Below are 16,942 nucleotides of genomic sequence, written 5' to 3' on the forward strand. Positions count from 1 at the left end.
GTTTCGGAGCGGGGGTCCGGTCGGTGGGGGCGCTCGTCATGGGCCACATCCTGCCGCACACGCCTCACGGAGAGGGCAACCCGTCCCTCGCGCTGCCTTCCCCCTCCGCACAGCAGCTCCCGCGGCCTCCGCACAAGAACTCCCGCGGCACGCACAGGAAATCCGGCGGCACGCGAAGGAGCTCTCGTGGCATGGCGAAGAAGCTCCCGTGGCATGGCGAAGAAGCTCCCGTGGCACGGTGAAGGCCCCGGCTCGGTGTCCGAGCCGGGGCCTTCACCGTCACTGTCCGGTGGGTCCTGCCGGGGGAGCGGTCACTCCCTGCGGCCGTTGGAACCCGCGATCCAGTTTCCTGGGTCTCCCGTATCGCCCGTGTCGCCGGAGTCGCCGCCCGGACCCCCACCGGGCCCCTCGTTGTCGTTGCCGCCGTCCGGCGGATCGCCTCCGCCGCCGTCCTGGCCGTTGTCGTCGTCGCACGTGGGGTCGAGCGGCGGACAGCTCGTGGCGGAGTCGGACGGCGACTCCGAGGGCGTCTTGGACGGCGATTCGGACGGGCTCTCGCTGGGGTCCTCCGAGGGCGACGGAGGCGGCGAGGTCTCGGTGGGTGTCGGGTCGGGGCTCGCGCCCGGCCCGTACACCTTCTCGCCGATGGGCGTCGCCTTCGGGAAGGGCTTGACGCTCGTGCCCTCCAGCGCGTCCTTCATGTAGGCGGTCCAGATCTCGGCGGGGAAGGACGCACCGTGGATCTTCTTCTGACCGCCGGTGCCGAACATCTCCAGGAACTTGCGGTTCTTGACCGAGGCGTCGTCGTTGAGGCGCCACATGCCCACGGCTGTCGACAGCTGCGGGGTGTACCCGACGAACCACGCCGACTTGTTGCCGTCCGTCGTACCCGTCTTGCCGGCCGAGGGGCGTCCCAGGCCCTGGGCCACGCTGCCGGTACCGCCCGGCGCGGTGACGTCGGTGAGCACGTCCGTGACGTTGTTGGCCACCTGCGGGGTGAACGCCTGCTCCTTTTTGTGCGCCGGCAGGGAGAGATTCTCGCCCTTCTGGCCGATGACCTTCTTGACCGAGTACAGGTCGTTGCGCTTGCCCTCGGCGGCGAAGGTGCCGTAGGCGCCCGCCATGCGGATGGCGCTCGGGGTGGAGATACCGAGGGAGAAGGAGGGGCTGTTCGACTTGTTGAGGCTGGACTCCAGCAGCCCCGCCTCCTCGGCGCTCGAGCGCACGGTGGGGATGCCGATGTCCATGCCGAGCTGCACGTACGGCGAGTTGACCGAGTGCTTCATGGCCTCGCGCAGGTTGATCCGGTAGCCGTCGTCCGCGTCACCGTAGTCCTTGCCGCCGTCGTTGGTCTGGCGCCAGTACTCGCCTTCCTTGTTCTTCCAGATCTCCCCGTTGTAGTCGCGGATCAGCAGCTTGTTGCGGCCGTCGTAGTAGCTGGTGTCCGGGTTGACCAGGTGGCGCATGTCCGCCGACTGCGTCTCGGGGCCGTTGCGGTCCCGTACGCCTTCGCTCATGGCCGACGCCAGCACGAAGGGCTTGAACGTGGAGCCGACGGGCACACCCGTGTCGTCCGCGTTGTTGGTGAAGTGCTCGATGTAGTCCTTGCCGCCGTAGATGGCGACGATCTGCCCGTCCGAGGGGCTGACGGAGGCGCCGCCGAACTGGACGTGCGAGTCCAGGTCGGGCCGCTTCTTCTCGTCGATGTTCTCCTTGTAGACCTTGTTGACCGAGTCCCGCAGCGCGAACGTCTTCTTCTTGTCGAAGGTCGTGGTGATCTGGTAACCGCCGCGGTTGAGCTGCTCGCGGGTGAGGACATCGTTGTTGACCAGGTACCTGTTGGCCAGGTCGATCATGTAGCCCTTCTGGCCCCGCTTGTCCATCGCCTTCTTCGGCGGCTTGATGTTCGGCAGGTCTTTGGCGAGGATCTCCTTCGCCTTCGACTTCTTCATCTTGCCGATCTCCACCTCGCGGTGGATGACCGAGCGCCACTTCTTCAGCGAACGGGCCTCGTTCGCCTCCCGGTCGCCCTCGTAGGGGTCGTACAGGGCGGCGCCGTTCAGCAGCGTCGTCAGATAGGCGCCCTCCGAGGCGCTGATCTTCGCGACGTCCTTGCCGAAGTACGCCTGGGAGGCCGCCTGGACGCCGAACGCGCCGCGGCCGAAGTAGGCGGTGTTGAGGTAGCCCTCCAGGATCTCGCCCTTGTCCATCGTAGCGCCGGCCTTGATGGAGATGAACAGCTCCGTGACCTTGCGCTTGATGGTCTGGTCCTGGGTCAGGTAGTTGTTCTTGACGAACTGCTGGGTGATCGTCGAGCCGCCCTGGGTGTCACCGCCGGTCGCCATGTTGAAGGCCGCGCGCGCGATGCCCATCGGGTCGACGCCCGAGTCCTCCCAGAACGTCTCGTTCTCCGAGGCGACCACCGCGTGCTGGAGGGACTTGGGCATCTGGCTCAGCGAGACGTTCTGCCGGTTCTTCTCGCCCTCGGCGCCCGCCACGGCCATCCGGTCGCCGTTTTCCCAGTAGTAGACGTTCGTCTGCGAGCGGGCGTCGGCCTTGGCCTGGTCGGGGACCTCCACCATCCACAGCCCGATGGCGAAGGCGACGATGAGGAGTCCGACGAAGCCGAAAAAGGAGCCGGTGACCAGCTTCCAGGACGGCAGCCAGCGCCGTACGCCCGACTTGTTCGCGCGCGGGTAGTCGATGAAGCGCTTGCGCTCGGGGCCCCCGCGACCGCGACCGCCCGCGGCGCGGCGGCCGGTCTGGGCGCCGACCGCGGCCGAGGCCGCCCGCCGCCGTCCGCCGCCCTGGGCGGCCTTGCGGGCCGCCGCACGGCCCCCGTACGCCTGCGGCTCGCTCCGGTCGCCGGACGCGTCACCAGAGGCGGAGGCCGGCCCTCCGCCGTGGCCGCGCTGCGCCGCGCGGCGTCCGGAGGGCGGTGGCGGCTGGGCCGCGCGACGGCCGCGCCCCTGCGGCGGCTTTCGACGGTTTCCGCTCATTGGAACAGCTACTCCTCGGGCAGGCGGCCGTAGCGCCTGAAGGTGGCAGTTGGCTTCTGGTCCCCCCGAGTGCACCGGGCGGACGGTTCCGCCTCACCCGCGCGCACTGCACCCAGGACGAGGACGCGTTCGCACGCCGCACGGTTCCCGGTGGTCTGCACACGCGACAGACTACGCAGCTTCAAAACCTCTCTTACGGTGTATTCGCCGTATTCGACGCAAAGCAGCTGCGATGAATCGGTGATGTGAGTCCCTTCACGGACCCCCCTCTTGTCGCACCCGAAGGGCCGTTCTATCGTCGTGATGTATCGAGTCGATACATCAGAGCGAGACACGTGCCGCGACAAGCGCGGGACGGCCGGAGACGGACGGAGGTGGCGGCCTGTGAGCAGACGCTCGGGCGTCCTCGAGTTCGCCGTCCTCGGCCTGCTCCGCGAGTCCCCCATGCACGGGTACGAGCTGCGCAAGCGGCTCAACACCTCGCTCGGCGTCTTCCGCGCCTTCAGCTACGGCTCGCTCTACCCCTGCCTCAAGGCGCTGGTACAGCGCGGATGGCTGGTGGAGGAGCCGAGCGCCCAGCCCGAGGAGCAGCTGACCCCCCGTGCGCAGGCGGGCTCGCTCGCCGGGCGGCGGGCGAAGATCGTTTACCGGCTGACGGCCGAAGGCAAGGAGCACTTCGAGGACCTGCTCTCCCAGACGGGTCCCGATACCTGGGAGGACGAGCACTTCGGCGTCCGCTTCGCCTTCTTCGGCCAGACGTCGCGCGACGTGCGCATGCGCGTACTGGAAGGACGCCGCAGCCGGCTGGAGGAGAGGCTCGCGAAGATGCGCGCCTCTTTGGCCCGTACGCGCGAGCGCCTGGACGACTACACGCTCGAACTCCAGCGCCACGGCATGGAATCCGTGGAGCGGGAGGTCCGCTGGCTCACCGAGCTCATCGAGAGCGAACGCAAGGGGAGCGAGCGGAAGGGCGACGAGCGTCTGGGGCGCCCGGCGCGCGAGACCGGTTCGGACCGTCCCTCGTCGGGTCCGTCCGACAACACCGACAGATGAGGCCCGCGCACTACCGCGGCCTCAGCGAGAACACACAGGGAGCAACCGGAATGGGTTCGGTTCGCGTAGCCATCGCCGGCGTGGGCAACTGCGCCGCATCGCTGGTGCAGGGCGTCGAGTACTACAAGGACGCCGACCCGGACAGCAGGGTCCCGGGTCTGATGCACGTCCAGTTCGGCGACTACCACGTGCGCGACATCGAGTTCGTCGCCGCCTTCGACGTCGACGGCAAGAAGGTCGGGCTCGACCTCGCCGAGGCGATCGGTGCCAGCGAGAACAACACGATCAAGATCTGCGACGTGCCGCCGGCCGGCGTGCCCGTGCAGCGCGGCCACACCTACGACGGCCTGGGCAAGTACTACCGCGAGACCATCGAGGAGTCCGACGCCGAGCCCGTCGACGTCGTGAAGGCGCTCAAGGACGCGCAGGCCGACGTCCTGGTCTGCTACCTGCCCGTCGGCTCGCAGTCCGCCGTCGAGTTCTACGCGCAGTGCGCCCTCGACGCCGGCGTCGCCTTCGTCAACGCGCTGCCCGTCTTCATCGCCGGCACCAAGGAGTGGGCGGACAAGTTCACCGCCGCCGGTGTGCCGATCGTCGGCGACGACATCAAGTCGCAGGTCGGCGCCACCATCACGCACCGCGTGATGGCCAAGCTGTTCGAGGACCGCGGCGTCATCCTGGACCGCACGATGCAGCTGAACGTCGGCGGCAACATGGACTTCAAGAACATGCTGGAGCGGGAGCGGCTGGAGTCGAAGAAGATCTCCAAGACGCAGGCCGTCACCTCCCAGATCCCCGACCGCGACCTGGGCGCCGACAACGTGCACATCGGCCCCTCCGACTTCGTCGCCTGGCTGGACGACCGCAAGTGGGCCTACGTCCGCCTCGAGGGCCGCGCCTTCGGTGACGTGCCGCTGAACCTGGAGTACAAGCTCGAGGTGTGGGACTCCCCCAACTCGGCCGGCGTCATCATCGACGCGCTGCGCGCCGCGAAGATCGCCAAGGACCGCGGCATCGGCGGCCCGATCCTCTCGGCGTCCTCGTACTTCATGAAGTCGCCGCCGGTCCAGTACTTCGACGACCAGGCCCGCCAGAACGTGCAGGACTTCATCGACGGCAAGTCCGAGCGCTGACGCTCGCCGCTGTGGCCTGACCGAACGCGGGTGAGGGGCTGCCCCTGGCTGTCCGCCGCCGCCTGCGCCGCCGTCGTGGTCACCCGCGCAGTTCCCCGCGCCCCCGGAGGGGCGCGGGGAACTGCGCGACAAGCCACAACGCACCCGCAGTCTGCGACGAGACGCACAGGGGGCAGCCCCTTTCGGCGAGGCCGCCTCGAAACGACCGCGTCAGCGGTCCATCGTGCGGTCCACCGTGGTGGTGGTGTGCCGCAGGATCGCCGTCAGCTCCTCGCCCACGTGCGGCTCAGGCGCGTCGGAGGGCACGAAGAGAATGGAGACCTGCATGTGCGGGGGCTCCGCGAACCAGCGCTGCTTGCCGGCCCACACGAAGGGGGACAGGTTGCGGTTCACGGTCGCCAGTCCCGCGCGGGCCACTCCCTTGGCGCGGGAGGTCATGCCGTGCAGCGCCTTGGGGGACTCCAGGCCCACCCCGTGCGAGGTGCCGCCCGCGACGACGACCAGCCAGCCGTCCCCCGGGGCCTTGGCCTGCCGGTAGCCGAACCTGTCGCTCTTGGTCACCCGCGTCACGTCCAGGATCGCGCCCCGGTACTCCGTCGCGTCGTGGTCGCCCAGCCACAGCCGGGTGCCGATCCGGGCGCGGAAGCGGGTCTGCGGGAACTGCTGCTGGAGGAGGGCGAACTCCTGCGGCTTCAGGTGGCTGACGAACATCGTCTCCAGCGGCAGCCGGGCGGCCCGCAGCCGGTCCATCCAGCCGATGACCTCCTCCACCGCGTCCGAGCCGTCGGCCCGGTCCAGCGGCAGGTGGATCGCGAAGCCCTCCAGGCGCACCTCGTCGATCGCGGCGTGCAGCCGGGGCAGGTCCTGCTCGGTGACCCCGTGCCGCTTCATGCTGCTCATCACCTCGATGACGACCCGCGCCCCGCGCATGAGGCCCACGCCCTCCACCGAGGAGACCGAGCGGATGGCGCGGTCCGGCAGCGGCACCGGCTCCTCGTTCTTGCGGAACGGGGTGAGCACCAGCAGGTCCCCGCCGAACAGGTCCTTGGTGCGGGCCGCCTCGTAGGTCGTGCCGACGGCCAGGATGTCGGCGCCGAACTTGGTGGCCTCGTCGGCCAGCCGTTCGTGGCCGAAGCCGTAGCCGTTGCCCTTGCAGACCGGAACGATCCCCGGGAACTGCTGGATCATCGACTGCTGGTGCGCCCGCCAGCGATCGGTGTCGACGTAGAGGGAGAGCGCCATGGCCGGTAGGGAACCTTTCTCGGTCGGGTCGTCGGTCGTCGGGTCCGTCGTCGACGGGCGGGGCGGCGGGACCGCCGGGCGGCTCAGCGCCGCGACATGTACATGTCCAGCGCCTTGTGCAGCAGCTTGTTGAGCGGGAAGTCCCACTCGCCCAGGTACTCCGCCGCCTGCCCACCCGTGCCGACCTTGAACTGGATCAGACCGAACAGGTGGTCGTTCTCGTCGAGGGAGTCGCTGATGCCCCGCAGGTCGTAGAGGCTGGCCCCCAGCGCGTAGGCGTCCTGGAGCATCCGCCACTGCATCGCGTTCGACGGCCGCACCTCACGCTTGTGGTTGGCCGAGGCACCGTAGCTGTACCACACGTGACCACCGACGACGAGCATCGTCGCCGCCGAGATGCGCTCACCCTCGTGCTCGGCGAAGTACAGCCGCATCCGGTGCGGATCCTCCGCGTTCAGCACGTTCCACATGCGCTGGAAGTACGCCTTGGGGCGGGGCCGGAACTTGTCGCGCTCCGCGGTGATCTCGTACAGGCGCTGCCACTCGTCCAGGTCGTACGGGTTGGCCATGTTGCCCTGGACCACCTGCACGCCGGCCTTGTCGGCCTTCTTGATGTTGCGGCGCCACAGCTGGTTGAAGCCCTTGTGGACGTCCTCCAGCGAACGGCCCTCCAGTGGCACCTGGAAGACGTAGCGCGGCTGGACGTCACCGAAGCCGGCGCCGCCGTCCTCGCCCTGCTGCCAGCCCATCTTGCGCAGCTTGTCGGACACCTCGAAGGCGCGCGGCTCGATGTGCGTGGCCTCGATGTCGCGCAGCCGCTTGACGTCCTGGTCCTGGATGCCCTTCTTGATCGCTGCCGCGTCCCAGCGCCGGATCACCACGGGCGGGCCCATCTTCACCGAGAACGCGCCCTGCCGCTTGAGGTGGTCCAGCATCGGGCGCAGCCACTCGTCCAGGTTGGGCGCGTACCAGTTGATGACCGGACCCTCCGGCAGGTACGCCAGGTAGCGCTTGACCTTCGGCAACTGGCGGTAGAGCACCAGGCCCGCGCCCACCATCTGCCCCGTACGCTCGTCGAACCAGCCCAGGTTCTCCGCACGCCACTCGTTCTTCACGTCCGCCCACGCGGGCACCTGACAGTGGCTTGCCGAGGCCAGGCTCTGGACATACGCCAGATGCTGCTCTCGGCTGATGGTCCTCAGGGTCAGGCTCATGGCGCGACGCTCCTCCGGCGAACTGAGTGATGCTCGCCGGAAGCCTACTGTGCCCCCAGGCGCCCCGTTCGGCCCAGGGCCGAGCCGGATCGGGCGGTTCGCGCCGCCGACGGCGCCCCGGCGGAGGCCCGGCGGCGCCCCCCGCGTCGCGGTGCGGCTACGCCAGGAAACCGCCGTGCATCATGTTGATGTAGAAGCCGACCGCAGCGGCCCCCAGCCCGATGATCGTGACGAACCGTTCACCCGTCGTCGCCGAGATGTACTGGCCCCACGCCCCGGTCAGCACGCCGACGATCCCCACCCACGTGCCCAGCACGTGCAGCCCGGACCACCAGGCGCAGACCACCGAGACGACCCCGAGTACCAGGGTGGCGGTCGCCAGGGAGTTCTCCTTCGGGTGACGTCTGCCGTCGGAGTTCAGGTAGGAGAGGGGATGGGTCCACCGGACTGCCTGTGCCATACGGCACCTCCTAAGGCGAGCTCCTGCTCCTGCGGCGCGCGGCGCGAACTGTAACGCCGCTCACACCTGTGGTGTCCAGATTGCTCCGGGATGCACCCGGATTTCAACCGGAAGGGCGCGGGAAGGTAGGCTTGCCCGTCTGTGCCGCTTCCGGAATTCCCTTCCGGCGGGTGGCACGGCACAACGCATCACGACCCTCCTGCCACGGAACGACCGTGGCCGCTGAGTCCAGAGGAGGTGGGTTCCACATGCGTCACTACGAGGTGATGGTGATCCTCGACCCCGACCTGGAGGAGCGCGCTGTCGCCCCCCAGATCGAGAGCTTCCTTTCCGTCGTCCGCGAGGGCAACGGCAAGGTCGAGAAGGTCGACACCTGGGGCCGTCGTCGTCTCTCCTACGAGATCAACAAGAAGCCCGAGGGCATCTACTCGGTCATCGACCTCCAGGCCGAGCCTGCTGTGGTCAAGGAGCTCGACCGGCAGATGAACCTGAACGAGTCCGTCCTGCGGACCAAGGTTCTGCGCCCGTCGACCCACTGAGGCCGACCCCCGAGTAACCGAGCAGCACCCCACCACGCGGCAGCACCACCGCCGCGTACCCAGCACCACAGCAGCCAGCAGCACGCCGAGAGGTTCCCCCATGGCAGGCGAGACCGTCATCACGGTCGTCGGCAATCTCGTCGACGACCCCGAGCTGCGCTTCACCCCCTCAGGTGCGGCGGTCGCGAAGTTCCGCGTCGCGTCCACCCCCCGCACCTTCGACCGCCAGACCAACGAGTGGAAGGACGGCGAGAGCCTCTTCCTGACCTGCTCGGTCTGGCGGCAGGCGGCGGAGAACGTCGCCGAGTCCCTCACCAAGGGCACCCGCGTCGTCGTGCAGGGCCGCCTCAGGCAGCGCTCGTACGAGGACCGGGAGGGCATCAAGCGCACGGTCTACGAGCTGGACGTCGACGAGGTCGGCGCCAGCCTCCGCAACGCCACGGCCAAGGTCACCAAGACCAGTGGCCGCGGTGGCCAGGGCGGCGGCTTCGGCGGTGGCGGCGGCGCCCAGGGTGGCGGCGGCTGGGGCGGCGGCCCCGGCGGACCCGGCGGTCCGCAGGGCGGCGGCGCCCCCGCGGGCGACCCGTGGGCCACGGGCACCCCGGCCGGCGGCGGCCAGGGCGGTGGCGGCGGCTGGGGCGGCGGCCCCGGCGGCAACGGTGGCGGCTACTCGGACGAGCCACCCTTCTGAGCGAACTCATAGGAGTAGACAATGGCGAAGCCGCCTGCTCGCAAGCCGAAGAAGAAGGTTTGCGTGTTCTGCAAGGAGAAGATCTCCTACGTCGACTACAAGGACACGAACCTGCTGCGGAAGTTCATCTCCGACCGCGGCAAGATCCGTGCCCGCCGGGTCACCGGCAACTGCACCCAGCACCAGCGTGACGTCGCCACGGCCGTGAAGAACAGCCGTGAGATGGCACTGCTGCCCTACACCTCGACCGCGCGCTAAGGAAAGGGTGACCGAATCATGAAGATCATCCTGACCAACGAGGTCTCCGGCCTCGGTGCCGCAGGCGACGTCGTCGAGGTACGCGATGGATACGCCCGCAACTACCTCGTCCCCCGCGGTTACGCCATCCGCTGGACCAAGGGCGGCGAGAAGGACGTCGAGCAGATCCGCCGCGCCCGCAAGATCCGCGAGATCGCGACGATCGAGCAGGCCAACGAGATCAAGGGCCGGCTCGAGGGCCTGCGCGTCGGCCTGCAGGTGCGCGCCGGCGACCAGGGCCGCCTGTTCGGTTCCGTGACCCCGGCCGACATCGCCGACGCGATCAAGACGTCGGGTGGGCCGGACGTCGACAAGCGCCGCATCGAGGTGGGCTCGCCCATCAAGTCGCTCGGCGCCCACCAGGTGTCCATCCGGCTGCACGCCGACGTGGCCGCCACGGTGAACGTGGACGTCGCCGCGTCCTGAGAGCCCAGCTCTTCGCGAAGGGCCGCACCCCTCGGGGTGCGGCCCTTTCGTCGTGTGCGTCGTGCCTTTGCTCGGGCGGTTCAGGCCGTGCGGACGGCGCCTGTGACCAGCCAGCGTCCTGAGCGGGCGCGGAGGGCGAGAGTGACCAGGCGGGTGCCCATCATCAGGCCCGCGACGGTCCACCACAGCGCGGTGAGACCGCCGCCGAGGGTGGGGACGAGAAGGGCGATGGGGGCGAACACGGCGAGGGTCACCAGCATGGCGCCGGCCAGGTAGGGGCCGTCGCCCGCGCCCATGAGGACGCCGTCGAGGACGAAGACGATGCCGGCGACGGGCTGGGTGACGGCGACGACGAGGAGGACCGGTGTCAGCTGGTCGATGACGGCGCCGTCGGTCGTGAACAGCGGCATGAACAGGGGACGCACCAGCGCGACCAGCGCGCCGAGCACCACGCCGGAGACGGCACCCCACAGGATCATGCGGCGGCAGGCGGCCCGTGCGCCGTCGGCGTCGGAGGCCCCGAGGTAGCGGCCGATGATGGCCTGGCCCGCGATGGCGATGGCGTCCAGCGCGAAGGCCAGCAGGGACCACAGGGTGAGGGTGATCTGGTGGGCGGCGATGTCGGCGTCGCCCAGCCGGGCCGCGACGGCGGTCGCGATCATGAGGACGGCGCGCAGCGAGAGCGTACGGATCAGCAGGGGCACTCCGGCGCGGCCACTGGCGCGGATGCCGGCGAGGTCGGGGCGCAGGGAGGCACCGTGCCGCCGGGCGCCGCGCACGACCACGGTGAGGTAGACGAGGGCCATGCCCCACTGGGCGATGACGGTGCCCCAGGCGGAGCCCGCGATGCCGAGTCCGGCGCCGTAGACGAGGAGCGCGTTGAGCGCGGCGTTGGCGCCGAAGCCGCCGACGGCGACGTACAGCGGTGTCCTGGTGTCCTGGAGGCCGCGCAGTACGCCCGTCGCGGCGAGGACGATGAGCATGGCGGGGATGCCGAGGGCGCTGATACGCAGATAGGTGGTGCCGTAGGGGGCGGCGGTGGCGGAGGCGCCGAAGGCGTCGATGAGCCAGGGGGCTGTGGGCACGACGGCGGCGATCACCAGCGCGCCGAGCAGCAGGGCGAGCCAGATGCCGTCCATGCCCTGGCGCAGCGCCGCGGGGAGGTCGTCGGCGCCGAGGCGGCGGGCGACGGCCGCGGTGGTGGCGTAGGCGAGGAAGACGAAGACGTTGACGCCGGTCTGCAGCAGTGCCGCGGCGACGCCGAGGCCGGCGAGTTGGGGGGTGCCGAGGTGGCCGACGATGGCGCTGTCGACCATGACGAAGAGGGGTTCCGCGACGAGCGCGCCGAAGGCGGGGAGGGCGAGCGCGATGATCTCACGGTCGTGGCGTCGCACGTCGGTGCGCGGGGTCGGGGAAGCGGGGCTCATGGGTTCGATCCAAACATCCACAGGTAATGAGTGCAAGGGGCCACTGACGCTTACGGAGTGGTGTACAGGACAGGCTTGTGCACCCTCGGTGACGCTCCTGCGTGCGCAGGGGTGAAGTTTTTTTCCCGCACAGCCAGTGGACGGCAAAGCCGCAGGTCATACGGGAAGTCTGGAGGGATCGTACGAGTAATCCACAGCACTGTCCCCCGACTCGTGCACAGCTTTCGCCGACTTCTCCACAGCTTGGCCCCGACTGTCCACACCACCCTGTGGATAAGGTGATTGGCTGAACCGCGCGGGCCGCCTACGGTGTACCAGCGCGCGCCCGCCGTTCCCCGTTTCTTCACCGGCCGACCGACGTGCCGTAACCCGGGATGAGGCGCCCCGACTGCCAGCCTTTGTCAGTGCTGTGCCGTAAGACTGTGCCGTACGACGGAGCCGTGGGAGGAGGCGAGCCCGGGTGACGCAGCAACCCGAGCAGGTGGAGGACCCCTGGGCCGCCGACCTCGCCGCCGAGGAGGGCTTCCCCGTCGTGCGGACGGCGGGCGGCCGGGGCGGCGACGGGTACGGACACCCGGGCGGAAACGGCGCACGCGGCCCCCGCCGCGGCGACGACCGGTCCGGCGGCCTGCCCGAGCAGCACGAGCGCGGCCCCGAAGGCCCGCCCGGCGGCTTCGAGCGGGTGCCCCCGCAGGATCTGGAGGCGGAGAAGTCCGTCCTCGGCGGCATGCTGCTGTCCAAGGACGCCATCGCCGACGTCGTCGAGACCCTCAAGGGCCAGGACTTCTACCGGCCTGCGCACGAGACGGTCTACCAGGCCGTTCTCGACCTCTACGCCAAGGGCGAGCCCGCCGACCCCATCACCGTCACCGCCGAGCTGACCCGCCGCGGCGAGATCGGCCGCGTCGGCGGCCCCGGCTACGTCCAGTCGCTCGTCCAGGCGGTGCCGACCGCGGCCAACGCGCTCTACTACGCGGAGATCGTCCGCGAACGTGCGGTGCTGCGCCGCCTCGTCGAGGCCGGCACGCGCATCACCCAGATGGGTTACGCGGCGGACGGCGACGTCGACGACATCGTCAACGGCGCCCAGGCCGAGATCTACGCCGTCACCGAACAGCGCACCTCCGAGGACTACCTGCCCCTCGCCGACATCATGGAGGGCGCGCTCGACGAGATCGAGGCCATCGGCTCCCGCAGCGGCCAGATGACCGGCGTCCCCACCGGCTTCACCGACCTGGACTCCCTGACGAACGGCCTGCACCCCGGCCAGATGATCGTCATCGCGGCCCGCCCGGCCATGGGCAAGTCCACCCTCGCCCTCGACTTCGCCCGCGCCTGCTCCATCAAGCACGCGATGCCCAGCGTGATCTTCTCGCTGGAGATGGGGCGCAACGAGATCGCCATGCGGCTGCTGTCCGCGGAGGCGCGGGTGGCCCTGCACCACATGCGGTCCGGGTCGATGACCGACGAGGACTGGACGCGGCTGGCCCGGCAGATGCCGGGGGTCACCGACGCGCCGCTCTACATCGACGACTCGCCGAACCTGTCGATGATGGAGATCCGCGCCAAGTGCCGCCGCCTCAAGCAGCGCAACGACCTCCAGCTGATCGTCATCGACTACCTCCAGCTGATGCAGACGGGCGGCTCCCGCCGCCCCGAGTCCCGCCAGCAGGAGGTCTCGGAGATGTCCCGGAACCTCAAGCTGCTGGCCAAGGAGCTGGAGGTTCCGGTCATCGCCCTCTCCCAGCTCAACCGAGGCCCAGAGCAGCGCACGGACAAGAAACCGATGGTCTCCGACCTGCGCGAGTCGGGCTCCATCGAACAGGACGCGGATATGGTCATCCTCCTCCACCGCGAGGACGCCTACGAGAAGGAGTCACCGCGGGCGGGCGAGGCGGACCTGATCGTCGCCAAACACCGCAACGGCCCGACGGCCACCATCACCGTCGCCTTCCAGGGCCACTACTCCCGCTTCGTGGACATGGCTCAGACCTGATCAGAGGCCGTTGTAGGTTCGCATTTCGCATGTCCCTTTCTCGTTGACGATGGCCCTCGTCCGGCCCAAGGGACAGCGTGGTGAGACAGACTCTCTCCTGTCGCACTGAGGCTGTTGGATTCTCATTGCGTGGTCGCAGCCGCCCCGGTTACGCAACTGAAGCGGTGAGCATGGCGGGCCGGAGCCCGACCGGCGACGACTCGGTTGCCATCAGCTGCCCGGTCGGCGCCTCTGTCGGCCGGGTACGCACTGCGCGGTCGGGATGCCGCGCTGCGCCGCATGGCGCTTGCCGTGCCCGCAGGGGGATCGTGCTGTGCGCGATGGCCAACAATCACGGGGTGGGCGTCCTGGTGGGATGCGTCTGAGGTCGGGCTGACCGCTGCCCCGCAGACCTCGCCGCCCCCTTCGCCCGGTAGGCGCCGCGCACGTCTCGTTGACCGGAACCGGCCCTCCGGCCCGGTAGGGCCGGTCCGTCCGACGCCTGGCTCGTTTGCCGCTGCGGCCCGACTCCCGGTCAACCGGCCAGAGTGTTGAACGCCGTGATCTGGGCCGGATCATCCAGCCGTACCGTCGCCGCCGCGATGTTCTCCTCCAGGTGGGCCGTCGATGCTGTGCCGGGGATCGGCACCATGTTCTCGGCCCGAGCGAGCAACCAGGCGAGCGCGACCTGGGCCGGTGTGGCACCGATCTGCGCGGCGAGGCCGCTGAGCGGGCTGTCCGGCAGGGCCAGGGCTCCGATGTCGAGCGGGAACCAGGAGATGAACGGAAGCCTCTGGCGTGTGCAGTGTTCGAGCACGGCCTCGTGTTTGCGTTGCGTGATGCTGTACTGGTTCTGGACGGAGGCGACCTCAACGATCTCCGAGGCAGCGGTGATCTGGTCCACCGTTACTTCGTTGAGTCCGATGGCGCCGATCTTTCCCTCCTCCTTCAACTTCTTCAGCTCACCGATCTGGTCCTCGAACGGCACCGTGGGGTCGACCTGGTGCAGCTGGTAGAGATCGATGTGATCGACGCCCAGACGGCGCATGCTCAGCACACATTCTTGCCGCAGGTACTCCGGCCGCCCGAGGACGGCGTAGGAGCCGGGGCCCGACTGTGTCTGACCGCCTTTGGTCGTGATCAGCACGTGCTCCGGATAGGGGTGCAGCGCCTCACGGATGATCTCCTCGCTGACGTGCGGTCCGTAGACGCTGGCAGTGTCGATGAAGTCGACGCCCAGCTCGACTGCGCGCCGCAGGAGCCGCACCGAGGCGTCACGGTCGGCCGGCTCCCCCCAGATGCCGGGACCGACCAGGCGCATGGCCCCGAAGCCGAGTCTGTGGACGGTCTTTCCGGCGATCTCGATCGTCCCGGACGCGTGGTTGACGCGGTTCTTGAGAGGCTGGTCCTCGATCATGTGCACTCCTTGTCAGGTCTTACGACTGGCTTACGGGGTGGCTGGCTGTGCGGGGCAGTACGTGTCGTGTGCGGGTCGCTTCCCGGTGACCAGGTAGTCGTTCACGGCGTTGTTCCCGCGGGTGTTCGAGCCCGACAGGTAGGCCACGTGGCCGCCCTGGTCGATGGTGACCATCCGGGCCCGTTCGCCGAGGGCCCGGCGGGTTCGAAGCGCCCCGGGCAGCGGGGTTGCCGGATCGCGGAGGTTCTGCACGATGAGCACGTCGGAAGGTCCCCGATCGGTGATCTTCACCTTCGGCTCCGCTGGGGCCGGCCAGAAGGCGCACGGCCTGATGTTGGCCGTGAACGCGCCGTACATCGGGTGGCGGACGCGGTCGACCGCGACGTTGTGCTGATAGGTCGCGAGGTCTGTCGGCCAGCGGGAGTCGCCGCAGATCACCCCGAGGTAGGCGGCTGGGTAGTTGTCGCTGTACGCGACGCCGTCGACGTCGCCGGAGCCCGGGGGCGGCTGGTTCGTGTCCAGGGCGTGCCAGATGGCCGCGAGGCCAGCGTGTTCGCTGTCCGCGCGGATCATCGCCGCGGTGACGACGCGGAACGTCGTGCCGTCGTAGCCCTGTACGGACTTGTCGTCGAGGCGCTCGGCGAGTTGGAAGTACTGCTCGCGTACCGCGGCCGGCGTGCTGCCCAGGTGGTACTGCTCGTGTGCGGCGGCGGCGAACCTCGCGAAGTCGGGGAAGCGGGTCTCGAAGCCCGCGCCCTGGCTGCGCAGGGCCTCGACGTCGTAGCCCTCGGGCGGCAGGCTGCTGTCGAGCACGATGCGGTCGCCGCGGTGGGGGAAGAGGGGTGGTGTACACCGCGCCGAGGTAGGTGACGTAGGACTCGCCGTAGTACGAGATCTTCGGCGCGCCCAGTGCCGCTCGGATCCGGTCCATGTCCCGCGCGGTGTTCGCGGTGGTGATGTACGGCAGCAGGTCCGCGGTCTTCGATGTAGTGCACTGTGCGGCGAGGCTCTTCGCGGTCGCGGCCTGCTTCGACACGTCGGCCGCGCTGCCGGGACTGGGCGGGTCGGCCGCCATCTCACCCTGGTCGCTGGTGGAGCCGCAGCTCACAGGGGTGCTGTGGCCGACGCCGCGTGGGTCGAAACCGATCACGTCGTAGCGGTCGCGCACTTTCTCGGGCAGCTTCATCAGTGCGGGAACGGGGAGCCCGGGCAGGCCGGGCCTCCCGGGGTTGGGCAGGAGCACGCCGCGCTTCTCGACCGGCTTCGTGCTTGCCAGACGGGACACCTCGACATCGATCGTCCGCCCGTCGGGGTGACGGTAGTCGAGTGGCACCGCGAGCTTCGCGCACTTCAGTGCCGCCTCCGCCGGGCTGGGGCACGCACCCCACCGCAGCGGTGATCGGGGTGTCGTGTCCGCCTGCGGCCGGGACGGCATGCCAGCCGTGGTCGTCTGCGCTGTGCACGAGGTCACCGCCGCCGCGCCCACCGTGACGGCGAGCACCGCGAGCCAGGTCCTGCGCATGGCTGTTCTCCTGGCTTCGAGAGCGCAGTGGGTGTCGGCACGCTCTGGCCGGGCGTCAGCCACCCGCGAGGGAGGTCGACCGGACGGCCGCCGCTGCCCGCTTGCGCCGCCTGCGCAGCAGCACGGCGACGAGCACAAAGACCTGGAGCAGGAGTTCCAGGCCCGGCAGGTCGGCGGTCGCCTCCGAGCGGACGTGTCCGGTGCGGCGGATCGTGCCGGCGGGCTCACCGTCGTCGCCGAGCATGGTGTACTCCCGGTCTGCCGCCGCGGTCCGACGGAACGGGACGATCCGCTCGGAGCACGTCATGTTCCAGCTTCGGCGCACCCGGTCCGTGGTCGCGACGACGCTACCGTCGGCGTCGAGCAGTTCATAGACACCGCTGAAACGGTGGATGCGGACGTGGTAGTCGACCCCGTGCAGGGTGAACCGCGCGCCGATGCGGCCTCCGTGCAACGAGAACGTCGTCAGCGCCCGGCCGTCCTCGATGAGTTCGTACTCCTGGCTCGGCAGATGGATCCTCTTCGCGTGCAGCATGACTTCATCGCA

15 protein-coding genes and 1 pseudogene are annotated in these 16,942 nt (G+C 69.5%); 7 read left to right on the forward strand and 9 right to left on the reverse strand.

Annotated features, from left to right (window positions below):
• Positions 1-311: 311 nt before the first annotated feature.
• Positions 312-2,999 (reverse strand): transglycosylase domain-containing protein, encoded by a 2,688-nt coding sequence (locus AB8Z75_RS07055; RefSeq protein ID WP_369200516.1) that lies wholly within the window; start codon positions 2,997-2,999, stop codon positions 312-314.
• Between the two features lie 384 nt (positions 3,000-3,383).
• On the opposite strand from AB8Z75_RS07055, the gene AB8Z75_RS07060 reads away from it, so the two are divergent.
• Together AB8Z75_RS07060 and AB8Z75_RS07065 are read left to right on the forward strand one after the other, a co-directional pair.
• The gene (locus tag AB8Z75_RS07060; protein WP_369200517.1) at positions 3,384-4,052 is read left to right on the forward strand and encodes a helix-turn-helix transcriptional regulator; all 669 of its coding nucleotides are present in this window, start codon (positions 3,384-3,386) and stop codon (positions 4,050-4,052) included.
• A gap of 50 nt (positions 4,053-4,102) precedes the next feature.
• Positions 4,103-5,185: an inositol-3-phosphate synthase gene (locus tag AB8Z75_RS07065; RefSeq protein ID WP_369200519.1), complete on the forward strand. Its 1,083-nt coding sequence runs from the start codon at positions 4,103-4,105 to the stop codon at positions 5,183-5,185.
• A 210-nt stretch (positions 5,186-5,395) separates the two neighbouring features.
• On the opposite strand, the gene AB8Z75_RS07070 is transcribed toward AB8Z75_RS07065, so the two are convergent.
• From AB8Z75_RS07070 to AB8Z75_RS07080, 3 genes are all read right to left on the reverse strand, one after another.
• Entirely contained in the window at positions 5,396-6,427 is a 1,032-nt protein-coding gene (locus AB8Z75_RS07070) for an alanine racemase (RefSeq protein ID WP_369200520.1), read from the reverse strand.
• A gap of 83 nt (positions 6,428-6,510) precedes the next feature.
• Complete coding sequence (locus tag AB8Z75_RS07075; protein WP_369200522.1) at positions 6,511-7,641, reverse strand: lipid II:glycine glycyltransferase FemX; 1,131 nt, start codon at positions 7,639-7,641, stop codon at positions 6,511-6,513.
• A 157-nt stretch (positions 7,642-7,798) separates the two neighbouring features.
• The gene (locus AB8Z75_RS07080; protein ID WP_369200523.1) at positions 7,799-8,101 is read right to left on the reverse strand and encodes a hypothetical protein; all 303 of its coding nucleotides are present in this window, start codon (positions 8,099-8,101) and stop codon (positions 7,799-7,801) included.
• A 248-nt stretch (positions 8,102-8,349) separates the two neighbouring features.
• Here AB8Z75_RS07080 and rpsF point away from each other — a divergent pair, with 248 nt between their 5' ends.
• The 4 genes from rpsF to rplI all read left to right on the forward strand — a co-directional run bounded on the left by rpsF (position 8,350) and on the right by rplI (position 10,054).
• Entirely contained in the window at positions 8,350-8,640 is a 291-nt protein-coding gene (rpsF, locus tag AB8Z75_RS07085) for a 30S ribosomal protein S6 (RefSeq protein WP_027739433.1), read from the forward strand.
• Between the two features lie 100 nt (positions 8,641-8,740).
• Entirely contained in the window at positions 8,741-9,331 is a 591-nt protein-coding gene (locus AB8Z75_RS07090; RefSeq protein ID WP_369200525.1) for a single-stranded DNA-binding protein, read from the forward strand.
• Positions 9,332-9,352: 21 nt separating this feature from the next.
• On the forward strand, positions 9,353-9,589 hold the full coding sequence (gene rpsR / locus AB8Z75_RS07095; RefSeq protein WP_003978893.1) for a 30S ribosomal protein S18: 237 nt from the start codon (positions 9,353-9,355) through the stop codon (positions 9,587-9,589).
• 18 nt (positions 9,590-9,607) lie between these two features.
• Positions 9,608-10,054, forward strand: a complete 447-nt coding sequence (gene rplI, locus AB8Z75_RS07100; protein WP_369200526.1) for a 50S ribosomal protein L9 — start codon at positions 9,608-9,610, stop codon at positions 10,052-10,054.
• A gap of 80 nt (positions 10,055-10,134) precedes the next feature.
• On the opposite strand, the gene AB8Z75_RS07105 is transcribed toward rplI, so the two are convergent.
• Positions 10,135-11,481, reverse strand: coding sequence for an MATE family efflux transporter (locus AB8Z75_RS07105; protein WP_369200527.1), 1,347 nt, complete (start codon positions 11,479-11,481; stop codon positions 10,135-10,137).
• 460 nt (positions 11,482-11,941) lie between these two features.
• Here AB8Z75_RS07105 and dnaB point away from each other — a divergent pair, with 460 nt between their 5' ends.
• Positions 11,942-13,477: a replicative DNA helicase gene (gene dnaB / locus AB8Z75_RS07110; protein WP_369200528.1), complete on the forward strand. Its 1,536-nt coding sequence runs from the start codon at positions 11,942-11,944 to the stop codon at positions 13,475-13,477.
• A 514-nt stretch (positions 13,478-13,991) separates the two neighbouring features.
• Here the strand turns inward: dnaB and AB8Z75_RS07115 are convergent.
• The 4 genes and pseudogenes from AB8Z75_RS07115 to AB8Z75_RS07130 all read right to left on the reverse strand — a co-directional run bounded on the left by AB8Z75_RS07115 (position 13,992) and on the right by AB8Z75_RS07130 (position 16,930).
• Positions 13,992-14,873: an aldo/keto reductase gene (locus tag AB8Z75_RS07115; protein ID WP_369200529.1), complete on the reverse strand. Its 882-nt coding sequence runs from the start codon at positions 14,871-14,873 to the stop codon at positions 13,992-13,994.
• Between the two features lie 30 nt (positions 14,874-14,903).
• Positions 14,904-15,686: an alpha/beta hydrolase gene (locus AB8Z75_RS07120; RefSeq protein ID WP_369200530.1), complete on the reverse strand. Its 783-nt coding sequence runs from the start codon at positions 15,684-15,686 to the stop codon at positions 14,904-14,906.
• A gap of 94 nt (positions 15,687-15,780) precedes the next feature.
• A pseudogene (locus tag AB8Z75_RS07125) lies at positions 15,781-16,395 on the reverse strand (alpha/beta hydrolase); the annotation flags it as partial.
• A gap of 55 nt (positions 16,396-16,450) precedes the next feature.
• Positions 16,451-16,930 (reverse strand): hypothetical protein, encoded by a 480-nt coding sequence (locus AB8Z75_RS07130; RefSeq protein ID WP_369200531.1) that lies wholly within the window; start codon positions 16,928-16,930, stop codon positions 16,451-16,453.
• Positions 16,931-16,942 lie beyond the last annotated feature (12 nt).

This window comes from Streptomyces sp. PU-14G (assembly GCF_041028275.1).
GTDB lineage: Bacteria > Actinomycetota > Actinomycetes > Streptomycetales > Streptomycetaceae > Streptomyces.